Here is a 21,533-nt window from a genome sequence, read left to right on the forward strand (position 1 = left end):
TCCGGCCGACACTTTGCGCAAACAGGTTCCAGCCGAAAGGATCATGCGGTGGGACAGACGGTTTTCATCCCTCGTGAGCTTGATGCGAACGAGCCGCGCGTCGCGGCCTCGCCCGATACGGTCAAGCGGCTGGCGGGGCTGGGCCTCGACGTGATTGTCGAAACCGGCGCCGGCACAAGGTCGCGCATTCCCGACGAAGAGTTTGCCAAGGCAGGTGCTGCCATCGGCAAGGCTTCCGATGTCGCCAAGGCCGATGTCGTGCTGAAGGTCCGCCGGCCGACGGACGCCGAGCTGAAGAGCTACAAATCCGGCGCGGCGGTGATCGCCATCATGGATCCCTACGGCAATGATGCCGCAGTAGCGGCTCTGGCCAAGGCCGGGGTCACCGCGTTCTCGATGGAATTCATGCCGCGCATCACCCGCGCTCAATCGATGGACGTGCTGTCCAGCCAGGCAAACCTTGCCGGCTATCAGGCGGTGATCGACGGCGCTTCGGAATATGATCGCGCGCTGCCGATGATGATGACGGCGGCGGGCACGGTGCCGGCGGCGAAGGTTTTCATCATGGGTGTCGGCGTCGCCGGCCTGCAGGCGATCGCCACGGCACGCCGGCTCGGCGCGGTCGTCACAGCCACCGACGTGCGCCCCGCCGCCAAGGAACAGGTCGCCTCGCTCGGCGCAAAGTTCCTGGCCGTCGAGGACGACGAGTTCAAGGCCGCCGAAACCGCCGGCGGCTACGCCAAGGAAATGTCGAAGGAATACCAGGCAAAGCAGGCCGCACTGACCGCCGAGCACATCGCCAAGCAGGACATCGTCATCACCACGGCGCTGATTCCCGGCCGGCCAGCGCCGAAGCTGGTGTCGGCGGCGATGGTCGCCTCTATGAAGCCGGGTTCGGTGCTCATCGATCTGGCAGTAGAGCGTGGCGGCAATGTCGAGGGCGCTGAAGCCGGCAAGGTCGTCACCACGGCCAACAATGTGAAGATCGTCGGCCACCTCAACGTGCCTGGCCGTGTCGCCGCATCCGCCTCGCTGCTCTATGCCAGGAACCTGTTCGCTTTCCTCGAGACGCTGGTCGACAAGACCACCAAGACGCTTGCCATCAACCGCGAGGACGATCTGGTCAAGGCGACGATGCTGACCGATGGCGGCAAGGTCGTTCATCCCGCTTTCGCCAAGGCCGACCAGCAGCCGCATGTCGAACCGGCTGCGATCCCGGCCACGACGATGGTTGCCGATGCCTCTACTGCACCCAAGAAAGCTGCGACCAAGAAAACAGCCGCATCCAAGTCGCCCGCGTCCAAGTCGAAAGGCACAGCGTGATGGATCAGACCCTGCAGAAAGCCCTCGACCAACTCGACCAGGCAAGTGCTGCCGTCAGGCTTGCGGTGCAGAACCTGGCCAACGCCCCAGGCGGCGCCGATGCTGCGGGTGGTGCCGCGCACGCACTCTCCGGCGGCGCCATCGATCCCTTTATCTTCCAATTCGCCATCTTCGTGCTGGCGATCTTCGTCGGCTACTACGTCGTCTGGTCGGTGACCCCGGCTCTGCACACGCCGCTGATGGCGGTCACCAACGCCATCTCCTCGGTCATCGTCGTCGGTGCGCTGCTCGCTGTCGGCATCGCCGCTTCCGGTGTCGCCGCAGGCTTCGGCTTCGTCGCGCTGATGCTGGTTTCCGTCAACATCTTCGGCGGCTTCCTGGTCACCCAGCGCATGCTGGCCATGTACAAGAAGAAGGACAAGTAGAGCGCCATGAACGCCAACTTCGCGTCCTTCCTCTATCTGGTTTCCGGCGTCCTGTTCATCATGGCGCTGCGCGGCCTGTCGCATCCGACGACCAGCCGCCAGGGCAATATGTACGGCATGATCGGCATGGGCATCGCCATCGCCACCACGCTGGCGCTGGCGATCCCGTCGGTCCCGTCGGCCGGCCGCTACGGCCTGATCGTGCTTGGCCTCGCCATTGGCGGTAGCGTCGGCGCCGTCACCGCGCGCCGCATCGCCATGACCTCGATGCCGCAGCTGGTCGCCGCCTTCCACAGCCTCGTCGGCCTTGCCGCCGTCATGGTGGCGGCAGCGGCCATCTACGCGCCGGAAAGCTTCGGCATTGGCACGGCGGGCGACATCCATGCCCAGGCGCTGATCGAGATGAGCCTTGGCGTTGCCATCGGCGCCATCACCTTCACCGGCTCGGTCATCGCCTTCTTGAAGCTCGACGGCCGCATGTCGGGCAAGCCGATCATGATCGGCGGCCGCCACTTCATCAACGCAGCCCTTGGTATAGCCCTCATCGTGCTGATCGTTCTGCTGGTCACCACCGAGGCCAAGCTGGTGTTCTGGCTGATCGTCGCCGCCTCGCTGGCGCTCGGCATCCTGCTGATCATCCCGATCGGCGGCGCCGACATGCCGGTCGTCGTCTCCATGCTCAACTCCTACTCCGGTTGGGCAGCGGCTGCCCTCGGCTTCACGCTTGGCAATCTGGCTCTGATCATCACCGGCGCGCTGGTCGGCTCGTCCGGCGCGATCCTGTCCTACATCATGTGCAAGGGCATGAACCGAAGCTTCATCTCGGTCATCCTCGGCGGCTTCGGTGGAGAGACCGCTGCTGCGGCCGATGACGGCATCGAGCGCACGGTCAAGCAGGGTTCGGCCGATGACGCCGCCTATCTGATGATGAACGCGCAGAAGGTCATCATCGTGCCCGGCTACGGCATGGCGGTTGCGCAGGCGCAGCACGCGCTGCGTGAAATGGCCGACAAGCTCAAGGCCAATGGCGTCGATGTGAAGTACGCGATCCATCCTGTCGCCGGCCGCATGCCTGGCCACATGAACGTGCTGCTGGCCGAAGCCAACGTGCCCTATGACGAAGTGTTCGAGCTCGAGGACATCAACTCCGAATTCGCGCAGGCCGACGTCGCCTATGTCATCGGCGCCAACGATGTCACCAACCCTTCGGCCCGTGACGACAAGTCCTCGCCGATCTACGGCATGCCGATCCTCGACGTCGACAAGGCCCGTACCTGCCTGTTCGTCAAGCGCTCGCTCGGCTCCGGCTATGCCGGCATCGACAACACGCTGTTCTACAAGGACGGCACCATGATGCTGCTCGGCGACGCCAAGAAGATGACCGAGGAAATCGTCAAGGCCATGGATCACTGATCCGGCCGAAGGGCGGAAGTATCACCATCCAAATGAAAGAGCCCGGCTTCGAAGCCGGGCTCTTTCATTTCTGGGGCGATGCCGGTTCAGCGGGTGCTCAGGAAAACCGCTTCCTCTTCGTCGCGCTGCCTGCCGCCGAGAGCGGCCGCGGCACTGGCGATGAAGGCGCCGATGACCAGCGACAAGGCTCCGAGCAGGGCAAAGGTCGCGCTGCCCTTCCGGGCGGTATCGGCAGCCTGCTTGGCCTTGACCTTGGCGTCCTCGACCTTGGCGACCAGGGCATCGACACGCGCCTTGGCGTCGGCCTCGGAAAGGCCGGTACGGGCGGCAACCAGTTGCGACAGATAGGTCTTGTCGTCGGCCGAAATCTCGCCCGACGCCGCACTGGCGATCAGGATACGCGAAGCCTGACCAACCGCGGCGGCATTGCCGTCCGGACCAGCCGCCGCGAGCTTGCTCGGATCGGCAGGGCGGAACAGTGAATCCACCAGATAGGAGGTCGCATTATCGGCCGATACGCCTCCGGCATTTGACGAGGCTCCGGCCGACGCACCCATGGCGGCACCCGACGCTACGGTGGAGACAGCCTGCACGCCTGTACCAAGTGCTGCGGAAAGCGCTGAACCCAGGACGCCGACGACAATCAGCGTTGCCAACGCCCAGGCAAGGAAGCCATGAGCGGTGTCGCGGAAATACACTTCGTCAGTGTGGATCCCGACCCATTTGGTGCGCAGGCGTCCGGCAAGGTAACCGCCGACGCCGGAGGACAGCCATTGCACGATGACCAGCCAGATGGCGGTCGACACCGCGAAGGTGGTGATCGACGCGCCGGACCCTGACCATGGCGAAACCATGCTGAGCCCAAGCCCTGAGCCGAGCAGCATGAGGATGAAGGTCAGCGTCGAGGCCGCGAAGGCGCCGGCGATGATCGGCCCCCAACTGACGGCTGTGGCGGATGATTCTTCTGAAGCGGACAGGTCGATAGCCGATACGGTGGGCTGCATCAAAGCCCCCTACCGTACGAAAAGCATGATGAGGATGATGATCGGTATCGGAATACCGAGCAACCAGAGCAAAATGCCACGTCCCATGAAAAGCCTCCTGTGAGAAATTGTGATCGATGTGGTCACAATGTCCCGAGGGGGCTTCTGTTCCTGCAGGCTACAAAATGATTTTGTTTGCCGGCGATGGAACAATTCGGAGCGCCGCTTCGCGTCACTGCCTCGAGCGATGATGTTGTTGTGATTTGACCCATGGGTCGAGTCGGGCAAAAGCGGAAAGCCGGGGCTGTCTCTGCCTTGTGGTTCACAAATCGGGCTGGACCCGACCCGTCAGCCCGACAGATTTTCTTCGAGGCCCCTGGCTGAGTAGGAAGACAAATGACTCCAAGGAAATTCCAGGAGAAGCAAAAAGCAAAAGCCCAGCGGATTTCGGCCCCAACCGGCGGCTCGCGCTCAGCAATTTTCGCCAGCCTGGTCTTGCTCTCTGGTCTGTTCACCGGAGCCTTGACCCCGGCGGCTACAGCCGGTCCGGCGATTGGCGCGACATCGGTCAGTCCAGTTGCTGAAGACCTCGCGCATTCCCCCGTGGGCTTCGAAGCCGTTCGCGTTCCAAATGGTAGCGAACCGCCGCTGGCCGCCGGTATCTGGTACCCGACCTCGGCCGAGCCGCGCGATGTGCCGCTGGAAAGCTTCACCCAGCGCGTCGCGCCTTCCGGCCCGGTAAAAGGCAGTGCGCTGCCGCTTGTCGTGATCTCGCATGGCGGCGGCGGATCCTACGCCGGGCATTATGATACGGCGATCGCACTGGCGAGTGCTGGGTTCATCGTCGCCGCGGTCAGCCATGCCGGCGATACCTACGACGACCAGAGCAAGGTGCTGATGCCGTGGCGCCGGCCTGCCCAGCTAAGCCGGCTGATCGATTTCATGCTGAAGGACTGGCAAGGACATGCCGACATCGATCCGCAGCGCATCGGCGCCTTCGGATTCTCGAATGGCGGCTTCACCGTGCTCGTCGAAGCGGGCGGAATACCCGACCTCGGCAAGATCGACTCATACTGCGCGGCAAATCCCCAGCACGATCTTTGCACCGCGCTTGCGAAAGCCGGGGTCCATTCCGTTGCAGAAGCCGTCCAACCACCGTCCGGGGCGTGGAAGCCTGATCGGCGAATCCGCGCCGTCGCAGCCGCCGCGCCGGCGTTCGGCTTCACCTTTGACCGCGCCGGCCTTGCTTCGGTTCAGATCCCGGTGCTGCTATGGCGCGCGGCCAACGACCAGCATCAGCCCGACCCCTGGTATGAAGAACAAATCCGTTCAGCGCTGCCTCGACCACCGGAGTACCGTGTCGAACCCGTGGCGGGTCACTATGCGTTCTTGCCGCCATGCAGCGCGCAAATGCGCCGTGCTGCCCCCGAGATTTGCATCGATGCACCCGGCTTCGATCGGGCCGCGTTCCATCAGCGTCTGAACGCCGCCCTGGCAAGCTTTTTCAGCGCAGCACTACAGCCTTAGAGCGTGTCGCTTCGAAACGGAATCAGGCGCTGCGCTTTAAGCTCTTGTAGGCATCTCGTTCGCCCAAAACCGTTGCGCAGTTTTGGGCGACATGCCTCAGATATCCAGATTGGCGACCGACAATGCGTTGTCCTGGATGAATTCGCGCCGTGGCTCGACCTCGTCGCCCATCAGCCGCGAGAACAGGCTGTCGGCATCGGTCGCATCGTTGACCTTGACCTGCAGCAGCGAACGCACATTCGGGTCGAGCGTGGTTTCCCACAGCTGTTCGGCATTCATCTCGCCGAGACCCTTGTAGCGCTGCATGGTCAGCCCCTTGCGGCCGGTCGCAAAGACGGCGTTGAGCAGCGCCAGCGGCCCCGAGACGGTTTCGGCCACATCCTTGCGGCGCAGCACCGGCGGTTCGCCATAGACCTCTGTCAGGCGCGGCGCATAGCGGTCGAGCTGGCGCGCATCGGCCGAATTGATCAGCCCCATGTCGAGATGGGCGTATTCCTTGACGCTGCGCACGGTGCGCTCGAAGACATAGCCTCCGCTGCCGTCATTCGAGGTCGACATGTGGCCGGTCCAGCCGCGCTCGGTGTCCTCGGCGATGATGTCGAGGCGTCGCGCAATCCGCTCCGCCATGGCGTTGGCGCCGCCAAGATCGTTGAAGACGTCGGGGTTGAGCCCGCCGGCGATCGCCGCTTGCTCGACCACGCCTCTGTTGTAGCGCGTGTGCAGGCCGTTGATGAGCTGGCGCACAGCCAGCGCGTCTTCGACGGCACCGCGCAGATCCTGTCCGATCCGCACCTCGCCCGAACCGAGCGAAAGCGACGCCTCTTCCAGCCCCGAGCCGATCAGGAACTCCTCGAACGCGCTCTCGTCCTTGATGTATTGCGAGCTCTTACCGCGCGTCACTTTGTAGAGCGGCGGCTGGGCGATGTAGAGATGGCCGCGCTCGATCAGCTCCGGCATTTGCCGGAAGAAGAAGGTGAGCAGCAAGGTGCGGATATGGGCGCCGTCGACGTCGGCGTCGGTCATCAGGATGATCTTGTGGTAGCGCAGCTTGTCGGCGTTGAATTCGTCCTTGCCGATCGAGGTGCCCAGTGCGGTGATCAGCGTGCCGATCATCTCGGAGCCGAGCATGCGGTCGAAGCGGGCACGTTCGACATTGAGGATCTTGCCGCGCAGCGGCAGGATCGCCTGGTTCTGGCGCGAACGGCCGCCCTTGGCCGAGCCGCCGGCCGAGTCACCCTCGACGATGAAGATTTCGGATTTCGCAGGGTCGCGTTCTTGGCAGTCGGCCAGCTTCCCGGGCAGCGAAGTGACGCCGAGCGAGCTCTTGCGGGTGATGTCGCGCGCCTTGCGCGCCGCTTCGCGCGCGGCGGCCGCCTGGATGACCTTGTCGATGACCACCTTGCCTTCGGACGGGTGTTCCTCGAGCCAGGTGCCGAGCGCCTCGTTGACGAGACCTTCGACCACGGGGCGCACCTCGGACGAGACCAGCTTGTCCTTGGTCTGCGAGGAGAATTTCGGGTCGGGAACCTTGACCGACAGCACCGCCGTCAGCCCCTCGCGGCAATCGTCGCCGATCAGCGCCACCTTTTCCTTCTTGGTCAGGCCCGAGGATTCACCATAACCGGTGATCTGGCGCGTCAGCGCGCCACGGAAACCGGCGAGGTGGGTGCCGCCATCGCGCTGCGGGATGTTGTTGGTGAAGGCCAGCACGTTCTCGTGGTAGCTGTCGTTCCACCACATCGCCACTTCGACGGTGATGCCGTCTCGCTCGGCCTTGATGGCGATCGGCTTGTCGATCAGCGGCTTCTTGACCCGGTCGAGATATTTGACGAACTCTTCCAGGCCGCCATCATAGTGCAACTCATGCCGCACGATGTCGGCGTGGCGGGCGTCGGTCAGAATGATGCGGACGCCGGAATTGAGGAAGGCGAGCTCGCGCAGCCGGTGCTCCAGCGTGCCGAAGTCGAATTCGACCATGGTGAAGGTCTCGGACGACGGAAAGAAGGTGATCTGGCTGCCGCTGCGGCCCTCATAGGTGCCTGGCTGCTTGTTCTGCTCATAGCTGCCCGTCGCCTTCAGCGGTGCGTCGGCATTGCCGTGCGTGAAGCTCATCTCGAAGATCTGGCCGTTGCGGCGGATCTTCAGCTTCAGCCACGCCGAAAGGGCGTTGACCACCGAGACGCCGACGCCATGCAGGCCGCCCGACACCTTGTAGGAGTTCTGGTCGAATTTGCCGCCGGCATGCAACTGCGTCATGATCACTTCGGCCGCGGAAATGCCTTCGCCAGTGTGGATATCGGTCGGAATGCCGCGGCCATTGTCGATCACCGTCACCGAACCATCGGGGTTGAGCGTCACGGTGACGAGGTCGGCGTGGCCGGCCAGGGCCTCATCGATGGCGTTGTCGACCACCTCATAGACCATGTGATGCAGGCCTGAACCGTCGTCGGTGTCGCCGATATACATGCCGGGGCGTTTGCGGACGGCGTCCAACCCCTTCAAAACCTTGATGGAATCGGCGCCGTATTCGGCTTCGGCGCCGTTGGTGTTCTCGGTCTGGTCGCTCATGAAAACCTATTGTCTAGATGCCGCTTGTACAGCGCGAAAAATCGGCCCCGAATCGCGCGTCTGATATCGTGTAGATATAGGCGCTAAAGGCGGTTTTTCCAAGGTTTGCGGGCATTTCCGGCCCAAATCCCGAGCCGGCAGCCGGCTATTTTCTTCGAGCGTTGAGTTTGGCGAGAAGGCCGCGCAAATATTTGATCATGGATTTGTCTCTGGGCGCCAGCCGACCCGTGCGGTCGAGCTCCAGTGTCAGGTTCAGCGCCTTCGTTAGCACCGCCCTCGGATCCTTGGCCACATACGCATAGTTGATGTAGGCCTGCACCAGATCAAATTGCCAGATCGCATTGTTCGGATCGGACTGGGCCAGCTTCTGGCGGATGGCGAGGCTGGCTTCGAAAGCCTTCTTGGAGCCCTCGAAATGGCGCTGCTTGGTCTCCAGCATGCCGATTTCCGACAGAGTGATCGACAGGTCGCGCTGCCAGTCCGAATTGCCTGGATCGAGCTTCGCCAGCCGGTCGGCAATGGCAAGACTGTCCTGGTAATTTTGCAGTGCGTCGCCGACATTGCCCTGGGCATCAAGCACACCGGCAACCTTTTCCAGACAGACCGACAGGTCGCGCTGCCATTCGGTGTTGCCGGGGTCATCAGCGGCAAGTTCACGCGTCACGGCCAGTGCTTGCTGATAGGAAGCCAGCGCTGCCGGCCAGTTTTCCTGGTCGTTGAGCGCGTTGCCGATCTTGGCGTAACTGATCGACAGGTCGCGCTTCAAGTCGGTATCGCCGGGGTCGCGACGCACCAGGTCTTCGGCGATCGTCTGGCTCTTGGCATAGGCCACGAGCGCACCGGCGGGGTCGCCGCGCAGGCGCAGTACGTCACCGAGCCTGTCATGGCTGACAGCGACAGCGCGCTGACGCTCCGGGTCACCGGGTTTGTCCTCGGCCAGCACCAGCCGAATTCTCAAGCTCTCTTCAAAGGCCGTCTGGGCGCCGTCCAACTGGCCGGCGGTACGGGCAAGGTCGCCGATTTCATCATAGGTTATGGTCAGGTCTCGCAGCACATAGGCGCTGTTCGGCTCGGCATCGGCCAATTTCTGCTTGATCGACAGGCTTTGCTGATAGGCCTGGGCCGCCGCAGCCACATCGCCTTGCGTCGCCAGCACGTTGCCGATCTTGTCATGGGCCATGGCAAGGTCGCCCAGCCAATCTTTCTTGTCCGGCACGCCTGCGGTCAGGTCCTGCAGCATGTCCCTGGCCGCCTCATAGTTCTCCAGCGAGGTCGGCAGGTCGCCTTGCGCCATCTCAGTGTTGGCGAGCTTGATATGGCTGATAGCGAGATCGCGCTTGACGCTGGTGTCGGTTTCCTGACGCGACCGCTGCTCGAGATTGGCCACCAGCGCGGTAAAGGCGCGGCTGGCCGCCTCGACCTTGCCGACCGTCGTATAGAGAATACCGAGTTCCTCCAGCGTGCGGCTCTGGCGGTCGGCCTGTTCCAGGTTCAGCGAGGTCTGCCCGGCCTCGCCATACAGCGCCAGCACCGATTCATAGCCCTTGATGGCCGCCGCATAGTTGAGGTCGGCGCGCGCCGCGCCCGCCGACAGGAACAGTGTTGCGGCCTGCGACAGCGTGCGGTCGACGAAATTCACCTTCAGCGCCTTGCGCGATACCTCGTCGATATCGGCCGCTTCCGCCAGCTTCGCCTGCGCCGCGCCGAAGGCGCCCAGGGCCAGCTGCTCCTCGGCCTGCCGGCGCAGTTCCGTCACACGCGGATCGTCGGCAGCCAGCGTCTTCATCTCGGCGCGCACCTTGACGAAGGCGTCCGCCGCCTCGCGCAGCCGGGCATTCAGGCTATCCGCCGACAGATGGCTGGTGTCGGAACTGATCAGCGCGCCATAGAGCGGCGCCAGCGGCATGTCGGCGTCGCTGGCGATCTGCTCGACCTCGCCGCGCATTTCCGGTGTCACATCGGCCATCGCCAGCAGCAGCCGTTCGCGCTCCGGCAATTGCTCCTTGGCGGCGGCGGCAAAGAACAGTTTCGGCAGGCCGCTCTCGACATAGGGCAGCTGCTTGCCGCGCGACAGGTCGTAAACCTCCTGCTGCACCAGCGTCAGCACCGAGCGGATTTCCAGCCCGTCTGTGCCGAGATATTTGGTCAGCGCCGTTGTGAAAGGCGAGTTCTGGCCGGTGCCGTCAGCGGCCGTCTCGCCGGGTGCGGCCGAAAAGGCGAACAGGATGTTTTCCGCCCGCCCGATGCGGCCAAGGCCTGGCTTGACCTTGTCGGCGACATCCTTGGCCAGCGAAGTCGCGCCGCGTCCGTCGCCGCTGCCTCCCGAGAAGGGGTCACTGCGGCAGGCGTCGAGCACGATCAGTCCGACCTTGGCGGTGGCGGCCACCGCAGCGCGCACCTCTTCCAGCGGCAGGCTGGTCTTGTCCAGCGCATCGAGCGAGGAGGCGTCCGCATCGACCGGCAGCAGCCGGTTGTCGCCTGATATCTCAACGCCATGGCCGGAGAAATAGACCAGCGCCACATCGGCGCCCTTGGCGTCTTCGCGAAAATCGTCGAGCGCGCGCCGCATGCGTCTGAGATCGCGGTTGGTCTCAAGCACAACCTCGAAGCCGAGCTTCTTCAGTGCCGCTTCCATCGCCTCGCCGTCGTGGATGGGATTGGCCAGTGGCCGCATCAGCCGGTAGTCGTCTTCGGCCATGACCAATGCCACGCGCCGCTCAGCCGCCGCCGCGGCGGTGGTCGCAATCATCAGCAGCAAGGCAAACAGCAAGCGCAAGTCGAACCGCCCCCGGCTCAGTTCATTTGCCGACAATTCCACCTCTTTATGGCGCGAGCAAGCCGGGGACCCGGCTACAACCGGCTCCTTCAGGCAGCGCGCATCGGTTTCAACGCTTCGCTCCAGCGCAACAGCTCGTCCAGCATGGTCCTGGCGCCACCGGTCACCTGTTCGCTGGCGCTGAAGGCGCCGTTCTCATCGAGCAGTTTCTGGTACATCGGCAGCGCGACGCCTTCAGAGATCGGCATGACACCCACCGCGGTCAGCAGCGGCTTCAGCGCCTGCGCCGCGCGCAGGCCGCCGGAGACGCCGCCATAGCTGAAAATTGCGGCCGGCTTGTACTTCCATTCGCGCGAGAGATAGTCGATCGCGTTGACGATCGCGGGTGCGGCGAAATAATTATACTCCGGCGCGACGAAGACGAAGGCGTCGGCCGCGTCGATTGCCTTCGACCAGGCCTTGGTGTGGTCCTTTTGATAGTTGCCAAGCCTCGGATGATGCGGCTCGTCCAGCACCGGCAGTTTGAACGCTGCGATGTCGGTCAGCACCGGCTCGAATTTCCCGTGCTCGCGCGCGAATGTCTCCAGCCACTCGGCAAAAACCGGGCCGGCGCGGCCGGGCCGGGTGCTGCCGATGATGATGTTCAACTGGTGCTTCAAGTCTGGCTCCTTCGTCAGGCGGTATCTGTTGGTGACTGTGACTACGGCAGAGTGTCCCGGCGGACAAGGCGGGACGCCTGACGGAGCGGTCACGATCGGATGAACAGACTGTCTGTCTTCGCGGGTTCTGCTGTCGTGGTTTGGTCTGCCGTTCGGTCACATGGACGTCCGAGGTGCCAGCCACTACATTGATGCAACAGCGGAGCACTTCATGGACATTCAGCCCGCCCCCTTTGTTCCCCCCGCACCGAAGCCGCGCACGACGCCGCCTTCGACGCTGGAGATGATCCGCATCGTCTACCGCAATCCGCTCGAACTGTGGGGGGAGCATACCTACAACGAGCCGTGGATTTCTGCGAATGGGGTTGGTGGCCATCTGATCGTCGCCAACGATCCCGGCCTCATCCGCCATGTGCTGGTCGACAACGCCAAGAACTACAAGATGGCGACGGTACGCCAGAAGATCCTGCGGCCGATCCTGCGCGATGGTCTGCTGACCGCCGAGGGCGAGGTCTGGAAGCGGTCGCGCAAGGCGATGGCGCCGGTGTTCACGCCGCGCCACATCTTCGGCTTCGCCCAGCCGATGCTGAAACGCACCAAGGAGTTCGTCGCCCGCTACGAAGCGGGCGGCATATCCGACATCGCCCATGACATGACGCTGCTCACCTACGACATCCTCGCCGAGACGCTGTTCTCCGGTGAGATCGCGGGCGAACCGGGTAGTTTCGCCAATGAGATCGACCGCCTGTTCGAGACCATGGGCCGTGTCGACCCGCTCGACCTGTTGCGCGCGCCCGACTGGCTGCCGCGGCTCACCCGCATCCGCGGCCGCAAGACCATGGCCTATTTCCGCAAGATCGTCACCGATACGGTCAAGATGCGCGAAGAGCGGGTCAGGCTTGACCCCGATGGCGTGCCGCAGGATTTCCTGACGCTGCTGCTCAAGGCAGAAGGTCCCGACGGGCTGACGCGCGCCGAGGTCGAAGACAACATCATCACCTTCATCGGCGCCGGCCATGAGACCACCGCGCGGGCGCTGGGCTGGACGCTCTATTGCCTGGCCGAATCGCCATGGGAGCGCAACCGGGTCGAGCAGGAGATCGACCAGGTGCTGGCGCGCGAGCCGGATCCGACGAAGTGGCTGGACGCGATGCCATTGACCCGCGCCGCTTTCGACGAGGCGCTCCGGCTCTATCCGCCGGCACCGTCGATCAACCGCGAGCCGATCGAGGCGGAGATGTGGAAGGACCTTTATATCCCCAAGCACGCCGCCGTGCTGGTCATGCCGTGGGTCGTCCACCGCCACAGGAAATTATGGGACCGGCCGGATGCCTATCTGCCGGAACGGTTCCATCCGGGGAACCGTGAGAAGATCGACCGCTTCCAGTATCTGCCGTTCGGCGCGGGGCCGCGCGTCTGCATCGGCGCCAGTTTCGCCATGCAGGAGGCGATCATTGCGCTCGCCATCCTGCTGTCGCGCTTCCGCTTCGATACGACCGCTGAAACGAAACCCTGGCCGGTGCAGAAACTGACGACACAGCCGCAAGGCGGGTTGCCGATGCAGGTCACACCTCGCTAGGCGCGCTGATATTCAGGTGATGCCGGTCTGCGAACGATGGCTTCCTGCGCTTCCGGTGCTCACGTACTTGAGTACGCTCCGCTCCGGTTCTCGTAACCCACCATTCTCGACACGGCCTGACCTGAATCTCAACACGTCTAGGGTTTACGCCGCGGGCTTGCGCTGCTGGAACTGGCCGGCGGCGCGGAAGCGCCAGAGGTAGCTGGGCAGGATCGTCGCGATCGATTGCGGCTGGATGCCAAGCCCGGCGAGTGTCCGGTTGGCCTTGGTGGCGGCCTCCGAAACGATGTTGTGCTCGCGCAGCTGCATCACCTGGTCCTTGGTCAGCAGCGGATTGGGCAACAGGCCGAGGATCGAAGCCTGGATGTTGGCCACCCACCACGGCACCGGTACAAGCAGGCGCTTGCGCTCGATGACAGTGAGCAGTTCCTCCATGCACTCCTTGAAGGTGAGCACGTTGGGGCCGCCAAGCTCGTAGGTCTGGCCGCCACCGATCTTGCCGTCGACCGAGCGCGCCACCGCCTCGGCGACATCGCCGACATAGACCGGCTGGAACTTGGTCTGGCCGCCGCCGATCAGCGGCAGCACCGGTGAATAGCGCGCCATGTTGGCGAAGCGGTTGAAGAACTCGTCCTCGGGTCCGAAATTGATCGACGGCCGGAAGATCACCGCGTCGGCGATCGTCTCCAGCACGGCCTTCTCGCCAAGCGCCTTGGTGCGTGCGTAATTCGATTCGGAGTCCGCATCGGCACCGAGCGCCGAAATATGGGTGAGGCCGGCACCGACCGAGCGCGCGGCCTCGGCAACGGCGCGGGCGCCGAATTCGTGCACTGTGTTGAATTTCTGCCGACCGGTCTCATGCAGGATGGCAACAAGGTTGACGACGTGGTCGGCGCCTTGCACGGCACGGTCGACCGACCAGCGCATGCGCACATTGGCCTGCACCGGTTGGATTTGGCCGACATTGCCGAGCGGCTGCAGATGGCCGGCAAGATCGGGCCGCCGGCAGGCGACCCGGATGCGATAACCGCGCTTGGCCAGCGCGCGCACGACATGGCGGCCGACAAAGCCTGATCCGCCAAAGACGACGACGAGCTTTGGGGTCTGCAGGATTTCGGTCATGGCTGGCTCCGGCGCACGTTCCAGATGGCTTGGCTGAAGCCGTTTCATAGTCGGTTTTGCGCCAAAGGCAAAGGGTGACGCGTCGTCGCTGCCACCCCCCTCGAAAGCTTGTTAGAATGCCTTGCCGATGCGGGCGTCAACCGAGTGCCGGTTGCCGCCGCGAATGACGAAGAACAGCAGAATCGCCGCCCACAAAAGCGACTTTTCGGCCCCTGAAAAACCCTGGCCCATGGTCACCCAGTGGAACCAGACGGTGACCAGCAGCACGAATAGGCCGGCAAAAGCGGCCGGGCGCGTCAAAAACCCGAGGGCGATCAAAATGCCGCCGAAAAACTCGGTGCAGGCCAGAAGCAGCGACCAGAAGGCGCCGGGATAGAAGCCGAGGCCTTCGACCATCTCGGCGGCGCCGAAAGGATTGGTGATCTTCTGCGAGCCATGGATGGTGAGGAACGCGCCGGCGACGATGCGCAGCAGGGTTTCGCCGGCGTCATGCAGCGACGAATACAGGCGGCCGAGTGCGGGAATGATCAGTCTGCCGCGGGAAGCGTCGGTGGTTACGGACATCGTAGCTCCTGTGTTGTGAACATCCCCGCAAACGCCCGATGGCTTCCATCAAGTCAAGTTAACAAAAGTTAACTTTCACAATCATGTTTATACAATGCGCAAAACGAACGCAGAAAACCCCGCCGAAGCGGGGTTTTCCGGGTGAGGTTCATGTCGAAACCAGGGTCCAACGAGGCGGCCTGACCTGAGACGGTATCAGCGTGGCGTGAAGCAAGTACGCCCGCCCCAGCCCTGGACGCATCCGACAGAAGACACCGACCGGGCAAACCCGACCCGGACAGCTATTCGTCGTCGTGACGCGCGGTAAGGTTCACCGAGTCGCGGAAAAAATCTCTTCAGGCGGAATAGCGCTCGGCGAATTCGGAAATGCGCTGCACCACCGCCTTGGGCGCGGTGATACCGCGTGCCTGTGCCTTCTCGGCGGCTTCGGCTCGGGCACGGCCCGGCACATGCACGCCGTAGCGGCGGCGCAGACGGTCGAGCTGGTCCTTCATCCGCTGTTCGAAATCCGGATCGAGCAGCTTGGGCTCGACAGCAAGCACGAACAGGCCGGTCCCGGGGCTGTCCGGGCCGCCGCTGAACCACGGCGCATCGAGCGACCAGTTGGCGCCCGACAGGCCGGCCGCCAGCACTTCGACCATCAGTGCGATGTTGGCGCCGCGCTGGCCGCCGAAGGCAAGCATGGCACCCTTCATGGCGGCCCCGGGATCGGTGGTCGGGTTGCCGCTGGCGTCCAGCGCCCAGCCTTCGGGGATTTTCTTGCCGTCCTCGGCCGCTTTGCGGATGTTGACGAAGGCGGTGGCGCTCGACGACTGGTCGATGACCAGCGGCGCGCCGTCGGCGGCGGGGGCGGCAAACGACATCGGGTTGGTGCAATAGACCGGCTTGACCGAGCCCGAGCCGGCCAGCACGGCCGGACCGTTGGTGGCGGCGAACGATACCAGCCCCTGTGCCGCCAGCCTTCCGGTGAAATAGCCGAGCGCACCGCACGTATAGGCGTTCTTCTGCGAGAAGATGGCGACGCCGAACAGCTTTGCCGCCTTGGCGAGGTCGTCGATCGTCCGGTCGAAGCCGATATGCGCCAGCCCGCCGCGTGCGTCGGAGAGATAGACGGCCAGCGCCGGCCTTGTGATCACCGGATCGGCATTGCCGTCGATGCGGCCGGCCTCGAGGGCCTCGAGATAATCGATGAAATGCGACAGCCCGACGGTCGAAAGCCCTTCCGCCTCGGCTGCTATGATCGAGGCGGTCAGCGATTGCGCCGCTTCCTCATTGGCGCCGGCGCCGAGTGCCGCCATCCGGCACAATCCTCTTGCCTGGTCGAGACTGAGTTGCATCATGGCCGTCCTGCGATTTCTGTCATTGGTTGGTTGGGTCTAACAGCACATGAGGCGGCGTTTGTGTTGAAAATCGTCCGCAACTGCAAGAAAAACGGCGGACACGTCCGCCGTTGCAAGTCCGCGCTATGAGCCTGGCGACTCCAGGCCAATTCCAGGAAAAGCTTCAGCCGATCTTGTTTGGGATTCGCGCTTCGATCCTGCTGAAGGCGAAGACCAGGATGCCGGTGATCGTCATGTAGATCAACGCCAGCAGCAGCAAGGGTTCGTAGGTGAGGTAGGTGTCCTGCCGCACCTTGGACGAGACGGCGAAGATGTCGATGACGCTGATGGTCGCCACCAGCGGCGTCGACTTCAGCTGCAGCACGGTTTCGCCGGTCAGCGTCGGCAGCGCCCGGTAGATGGCCTGCGGCAGCCAGATGCGCCGGAATGCCTTCCAGCGGCTCATGCCGAAGGCGCGCGCGGCCTCGAGTTGCCCTTTGGGCACGCCGGCGAAGGCGCCGCGCATCACCTCGCCCTCGTAACCGGCGAAGGACAAGGTCAGTGCCAGGACACCATAAGGCCAGGCTTGCCTGAGATACGGCCACATCCAGGACTCGCGAATCCACGGATATTGCGGAAACAAGGAGCCCAAGCCGTAATAGAGCAGCCACAACTGGATCAGCAGTGGCGTGCCCCGGATGACGGTACAGAAGACCTTGGCGGGTGCCGCGAACCAGAACGAGCCTGTCGCCTGCGCCAACCCCAAGGGCACGGCGAGCAGGAAACCCAGCACGCAGGTGACGGCCAGGATCCACAGTGAGCGCCAGATGCCGAGCAGGCCCATCTCGTAATATTGCGGCAGCCAGTCCCAGCGCATGAAGAATATGGCGCCCAGAACCAGCCCCAGCGCGATCAGGATCAGCACGATGCGGTGCGGCTGCAGCCACAGCGACGTTCGCGCGACAACGTTGATGATGGCCGCTTCGTTGGCCATCAGCGCGCTTCCTTGAGCGAAGGCATGCCGCGCCGCGACCAGCCCTCGACACGGCCGATCAGGAAGTTGGAAAGCAGCGACAGCAGCAGGTACAGCACGCCTGCGGCGAAGAAGAAGGTGAAATAGGCTTTGGTCACGCCCGCGGCCTGCCGTGTTGCCAGCGCCAGTTCATAGAAACCGACGACCGCCAGCAGGGCGGTGTCCTTGGTGGCGATCAGCCAAAGATTGGCGAGGCCCGGTATGGCAAACGGCAGCATGGCCGGCAGAGTGATGCGCCGCAGCATCAGGCCAGGCGACATGCCATAGGCACGGGCGGCTTCGATCTGGCCCTGCGGAATGGCCAGGATCGCGCCGCGTATGACTTCTGTCGAATAGGCGCCCTGGACGAAACCGAGCACGGCAATGCCGGCGGCAAGTCCGCTGATGTCGATGCGCTGATAGCCCATTGCCGCAAGCGCCTGGTTGATCAGGTCGGTTCCGGCATAATAGAGCAGCAGGATCAGCACCAGTTCGGGGACGGCGCGCACGATGGTGGTGTAGACGGCCAGCAGATCGCGCACCACCGGGCCGCCATAGAGCTTGCCATAGGCGCCGCCGGTACCGATCAGGAGACCAAGGCAGGTCGCGCCGAGCGCAATTTCGATCGAGTGGAGCAGCCCGAGCAGCAGGGTTCCGCCCCAGCCCGGCGGATAGGGCGAGAGAAGGTCGATGATGCCGGCCGCCGAGGCCGAAAGGAATGCGTCGATCAGCTTTGCCCCCGGATTGCTGGCGTCAGCCGCTGGCCATTTTCGTCAGCGAAAAGCGTGCTTGGACAGGTTCAGGCGAAACCGCACGGCGCACGATGCGCCGCGCGGTCACAAGCCCAGGCTTGCCGATCAGTTCGACTGCGCGCCGCCGCCGCCGTAAATGTCGAAATCGAAGTATTTCTTCGAGATCTCGTCATATTTGCCGTTGGACCGGATCGCCTTGATGCCGGCGTTGATCTTTGCCTTCAGGTCGGTGTCCTCCTTGCGCACGCCGGCGCCGACGCCCGGTCCAAGCACCTCGTCGTCCGGAGCCACCATGCCCTTCAGGTCGCAGCAGGCCTTGCCCTGGTCGGACTTGAGGAACTCGCCAAGCGCGATGGAATCGGCCTGCACCGCGTCGAGGCGGCCGGCGGCAAGGTCGTTGTTGGCTTCGTCCTGGGTCTGGTATTCCTTGATCTCGGAAGCCGTGGCGCCGAAGTGCTTCTTGGCGTAGACGGCGTGCACGGTCGACACCTGGACGCCGATGACCTTGCCCTTGAGGTCGTCGGGCCCGGGGCCGAATTTCTGGTCCTTCGGTCCGATGATCGCCGTCGGCGTGTTATAATATTTGTCCGAGAAGTCGATCGTCTTCTCGCGTTCGGCGGTGATCGACATCGACGAGACGATGAGGTCGATCTTCTTGGTGGTCAGCGCCGGGATGATGCCGTCCCAGGCAACAGGCGTGATGACGCAGTCGAGCTTCTCCTCGGCGCATACGGCGTCGATGAAGTCGATTTCCCAGCCGACCCACTTGCCCGAAGCGTCCGGCGAGGTGAAGGGCGGATAGGGTTCGGCGGCGACGCCGATCTTGACCGGATCGGCCTTGGCCACGCCCATGGCGGCGACGCCGAGCAGCAGCGCTGCGGCGAATGTCTTCAGAACAGTCTTCATTTCAAAACTCCCAGTTTGTTGTTGGTTCCCGGTTTTCTTCCGTCTCGGCCTGTCCCTAGCCGATGTTGCGGATGAACTGCTTCAGCCTTTCGGATTTCGGCGCGCCGAAGATCTGCTCCGGCGGGCCCTCTTCCTCGACCAGCCCGTTGTAGAGATAGACGACATGGGTCGCGACCTCGCGGGCGAACTTCATTTCGTGGGTGACCAGCACCATGGTGCGGCCCTCGCGCGCCAGGTCGCCGATCACCTTCAGCACCTCGCCGACCAGTTCCGGGTCGAGCGCCGAGGTCGGCTCGTCGAACAGCATGACGCGCGGATTGATGGCGAGCGCGCGGGCAATCGCGGCGCGCTGCTGCTGGCCGCCGGACAGATAGGCGGGATAGACGTCGCGCTTTTCGGCAAGCCCGACGCGCACCAGCAGCTTTTCGGCCTGGGCAATCGCCTCGTCGCGCTTCACGCCGAGCACATGCACGGGAACCTCGATGACGTTCTCGAGCAGCGTCATGTGGCTCCACAGGTTGAAATTCTGGAACACCATGCCGAGCTTGGAACGGATGCGCTCGATCTGCCTTCGGTCGGCGGGAATGGTGTGGCCGTGGCTATCGGCCTTCAGTTTGATCTCTTCGCCGTTGACGCGGATGATGCCGCTGGTCGGGTTTTCCAGGCAGTTGATGCAGCGCAGCAGCGTCGATTTACCTGAACCCGAGCCGCCGATGATGGCGATCACCTCGCCGTCGCGCGCCGACAGCGACACGCCCTTCAGCACATGCAACTGGCCGAATTTCTTGTGAAGGTTTTCGACATGGATGGCTTCGGCGGCGCCGTCCTGCGCCTTGCCGGATTGGGATGCGGCAGCTTCCACCGCGCTCACCGGGTGACCTCTGTATGGGAGGCGGCAGTTCGTCGAACGTCCATTCGGCTAATCAACATATACGCTGTACTGCCCCGCTCCAGACTTCAGCATGGACCCAACGGCGCGAGCCCGTCAATCCCACTCATTACGGCACTTGCGAGCTTGTTGTGCAAGTGTATAAATAGGCTTCCATGAAATTTTCTCGGTTTTTTTCAGCTAAAAAAGGGCTTCGATGAGCGCTTTCGGATCACAGTCCATGGCGGCGCCGCTGCGGCGCGTGCTGATGCGGTCGGCAGCCAACGCCATGCGCAACGCCGACAGGGCTGCCTGGCACTATGGCCCAGGATTCAATCCGGCGAAAGCAGCATCGCAGCACGCGCTCCTTGCTGAACTGGTGGCGGCTTCCGGCGCCGAAATCGAATGGATCGAGGACAAGGCCGATGGACTTTCGGATTCGGTGTTCACGCACGACCCATCGCTGATGACCGACCGCGGCGCGCTGATTCTGTCCATGGGCAAGCCCTTGCGCGCAAGCGAACCCTCGCTGCATGAGGAAACCTATAGAAGGCTGGGCATTCCGATCCTCGGCCGCGTCGAGGCTCCTGGCCAAGTCGAAGGTGGTGATTGTGTATGGTTGGATGCCCGCACGCTGGTGATCGGCCGCGGTGTCCGCTCCAACCAGGAAGGCATTCAGCAGGTTTCCAATCTGCTGACGCCGCTGGGCGTTTCCGTCTACGGCTTTGACCTGCCGCTGTGGCAGGGCGAAGAGGCCTGCCTGCATCTGATGTCGGTGATCAGCCCGTTGGCCGACGACCTCGCACTGGTCTATTCGCCGCTTTTGCCGGCCGCGTTCTACCAGATGCTGAAGGCGCGTAACATCCGGCTGGTCGAAGGCGATGCCGAAGAGTTCGCGGCTTCCAACGGCCTCAGCCTGAACGTGCTGCCGACCAGCCCACATAAGGTCATTGCCGTTGCAGGCTTTCCAAAGACCAAAGCCGCGATGGAAGCCGCCGGCTGCACGGTCGAAATTTTCGAGGCCGATGCGCTCTGCATCGCCTGCGAGGGTGGGCCGACATGCCTGACGCGGCCGATCCTGCGCCAATGAATGCGCCATCCCGCCGCAGGTTCCGTCGCGAGGGCGAGGAGCGGCGGCGGCAAGATCTGATCGAGGCAACTCTGGACAGCGTGGCGGAACATGGCCTGCAGGGCGCCACATTGCGCACCATCGCGTTGCGCGCCGGTGTCACCGCCGGGCTCATCCGGCACTATTTCCCGGGCAAGGAAGAATTGCTGCAGGGAGCCTATGCAGCGCTCATGGGCCGCATGACCGAGCAGGCGAAAGCGGCGTTGGTCATGGAAGATGCCTCTCCGCGCCAGCGCCTTGCGGCCTTCGTCACCGCCAACCTCAACGTGCCGATCATCGACGCGCGGGTGTTTTCGCTCTGGGCAACCTTCATCGGCCGCGCCGGTGCGGATCCGAGCCTGGCTCGCGCCCACCGCGAAGGCTACCTTGGCTTTCGCAATGAGGTGGAAGCGGTCGTGGCCGAGGTGCTCGCCGCCGAACGGCGTACGCCAGACGCAAGCCAATTGCGCCACCACGCCATTGCGATCAATGCGATCATCGACGGGCTCTGGATCGAAGGCTGCCTGGCCGGCGAGATGTTCTCCCCCGGCGAATTGGCGGCGATTGGCATCAAGACTGTCGAGGCCGAACTGGGCCTCGCGCCGCTACAGCAATTCCAGGAAAAGTGA

General features: G+C 63.6%; 18 protein-coding genes. 7 read left to right on the forward strand and 11 right to left on the reverse strand.

Translation table 11 applies throughout. The annotated features are described in order from the left end of the window. Positions 1–48: 48 nt before the first annotated feature. Genes AC1DX0_RS01770 through AC1DX0_RS01780 form a run of 3 tightly spaced genes read left to right on the forward strand, consistent with a single transcriptional unit; the run spans position 49 to position 3,161 of the window. Complete coding sequence (locus AC1DX0_RS01770) at positions 49–1,323, forward strand: Re/Si-specific NAD(P)(+) transhydrogenase subunit alpha (protein WP_477218537.1); 1,275 nt, start codon at positions 49–51, stop codon at positions 1,321–1,323. Further along, on the forward strand, positions 1,323–1,748 hold the full coding sequence (locus AC1DX0_RS01775; RefSeq protein ID WP_477218536.1) for a proton-translocating transhydrogenase family protein: 426 nt from the start codon (positions 1,323–1,325) through the stop codon (positions 1,746–1,748). The genes AC1DX0_RS01770 and AC1DX0_RS01775 overlap by 1 nt, the downstream gene beginning before the upstream one ends. A 6-nt stretch (positions 1,749–1,754) precedes the next feature. After that, the gene (locus tag AC1DX0_RS01780; RefSeq protein ID WP_477218535.1) at positions 1,755–3,161 is read left to right on the forward strand and encodes an NAD(P)(+) transhydrogenase (Re/Si-specific) subunit beta; all 1,407 of its coding nucleotides are present in this window, start codon (positions 1,755–1,757) and stop codon (positions 3,159–3,161) included. 86 nt (positions 3,162–3,247) lie between these two features. Here AC1DX0_RS01780 and AC1DX0_RS01785 read toward each other — a convergent pair whose 3' ends face one another. Beyond that, positions 3,248–4,165 (reverse strand): hypothetical protein, encoded by a 918-nt coding sequence (locus AC1DX0_RS01785; RefSeq protein WP_477218534.1) that lies wholly within the window; start codon positions 4,163–4,165, stop codon positions 3,248–3,250. A 582-nt stretch (positions 4,166–4,747) separates the two neighbouring features. Between AC1DX0_RS01785 and AC1DX0_RS01790 the strand changes: the two genes are divergently transcribed. Then, a complete protein-coding gene (locus tag AC1DX0_RS01790; protein WP_477218533.1) occupies positions 4,748–5,671 on the forward strand; it encodes an alpha/beta hydrolase family protein in 924 nt (307 codons plus the stop codon). Between the two features lie 96 nt (positions 5,672–5,767). Here AC1DX0_RS01790 and gyrB read toward each other — a convergent pair whose 3' ends face one another. The 3 genes from gyrB to AC1DX0_RS01805 form a co-directional block, all read right to left on the reverse strand. Beyond that, positions 5,768–8,239, reverse strand: coding sequence for a DNA topoisomerase (ATP-hydrolyzing) subunit B (gene gyrB, locus AC1DX0_RS01795; RefSeq protein ID WP_477218532.1), 2,472 nt, complete (start codon positions 8,237–8,239; stop codon positions 5,768–5,770). 145 nt (positions 8,240–8,384) lie between these two features. Then, positions 8,385–11,015, reverse strand: coding sequence for a caspase family protein (locus tag AC1DX0_RS01800; RefSeq protein WP_477218531.1), 2,631 nt, complete (start codon positions 11,013–11,015; stop codon positions 8,385–8,387). An 89-nt stretch (positions 11,016–11,104) separates the two neighbouring features. Beyond that, on the reverse strand, positions 11,105–11,674 hold the full coding sequence (locus AC1DX0_RS01805) for an NADPH-dependent FMN reductase (protein ID WP_477218530.1): 570 nt from the start codon (positions 11,672–11,674) through the stop codon (positions 11,105–11,107). A 211-nt stretch (positions 11,675–11,885) separates the two neighbouring features. On the opposite strand from AC1DX0_RS01805, the gene AC1DX0_RS01810 reads away from it, so the two are divergent. Then, positions 11,886–13,253, forward strand: coding sequence for a cytochrome P450 (locus AC1DX0_RS01810; RefSeq protein WP_477218529.1), 1,368 nt, complete (start codon positions 11,886–11,888; stop codon positions 13,251–13,253). Positions 13,254–13,397: 144 nt separating this feature from the next. On the opposite strand, the gene AC1DX0_RS01815 is transcribed toward AC1DX0_RS01810, so the two are convergent. The 7 genes from AC1DX0_RS01815 to AC1DX0_RS01845 all read right to left on the reverse strand — a co-directional run bounded on the left by AC1DX0_RS01815 (position 13,398) and on the right by AC1DX0_RS01845 (position 19,799). After that, positions 13,398–14,375 carry a complex I NDUFA9 subunit family protein gene (locus AC1DX0_RS01815; RefSeq protein ID WP_477218528.1) on the reverse strand — a complete coding sequence of 326 codons (978 nt, stop codon included), beginning with the start codon at positions 14,373–14,375 and terminating at the stop codon, positions 13,398–13,400. 111 nt (positions 14,376–14,486) lie between these two features. Then, the gene (locus tag AC1DX0_RS01820) at positions 14,487–14,939 is read right to left on the reverse strand and encodes a DoxX family protein (protein WP_477218527.1); all 453 of its coding nucleotides are present in this window, start codon (positions 14,937–14,939) and stop codon (positions 14,487–14,489) included. Between the two features lie 335 nt (positions 14,940–15,274). Next, positions 15,275–16,276 (reverse strand): Ldh family oxidoreductase, encoded by a 1,002-nt coding sequence (locus AC1DX0_RS01825; protein ID WP_477219092.1) that lies wholly within the window; start codon positions 16,274–16,276, stop codon positions 15,275–15,277. Positions 16,277–16,442: 166 nt separating this feature from the next. Continuing rightward, entirely contained in the window at positions 16,443–17,252 is an 810-nt protein-coding gene (locus AC1DX0_RS01830) for an ABC transporter permease (protein ID WP_477218526.1), read from the reverse strand. After that, positions 17,252–17,965, reverse strand: coding sequence for an ABC transporter permease (locus AC1DX0_RS01835; protein WP_477219091.1), 714 nt, complete (start codon positions 17,963–17,965; stop codon positions 17,252–17,254). The genes AC1DX0_RS01830 and AC1DX0_RS01835 overlap by 1 nt, the downstream gene beginning before the upstream one ends. A 162-nt stretch (positions 17,966–18,127) precedes the next feature. Next, a complete protein-coding gene (locus tag AC1DX0_RS01840) occupies positions 18,128–18,928 on the reverse strand; it encodes a transporter substrate-binding domain-containing protein (RefSeq protein WP_464612627.1) in 801 nt (266 codons plus the stop codon). A gap of 55 nt (positions 18,929–18,983) precedes the next feature. Continuing rightward, complete coding sequence (locus tag AC1DX0_RS01845) at positions 18,984–19,799, reverse strand: ABC transporter ATP-binding protein (RefSeq protein ID WP_477218525.1); 816 nt, start codon at positions 19,797–19,799, stop codon at positions 18,984–18,986. A 214-nt stretch (positions 19,800–20,013) separates the two neighbouring features. Here AC1DX0_RS01845 and AC1DX0_RS01850 point away from each other — a divergent pair, with 214 nt between their 5' ends. Both AC1DX0_RS01850 and AC1DX0_RS01855 read left to right on the forward strand, forming a co-directional pair. Continuing rightward, complete coding sequence (locus AC1DX0_RS01850; RefSeq protein WP_477218524.1) at positions 20,014–20,886, forward strand: dimethylarginine dimethylaminohydrolase family protein; 873 nt, start codon at positions 20,014–20,016, stop codon at positions 20,884–20,886. Beyond that, positions 20,883–21,533 (forward strand): TetR family transcriptional regulator C-terminal domain-containing protein, encoded by a 651-nt coding sequence (locus AC1DX0_RS01855; RefSeq protein ID WP_477218523.1) that lies wholly within the window; start codon positions 20,883–20,885, stop codon positions 21,531–21,533. Before AC1DX0_RS01850 ends, AC1DX0_RS01855 begins: the two co-directional genes overlap by 4 nt.

This window comes from Mesorhizobium sp. P3_A9 (assembly GCF_056402975.1).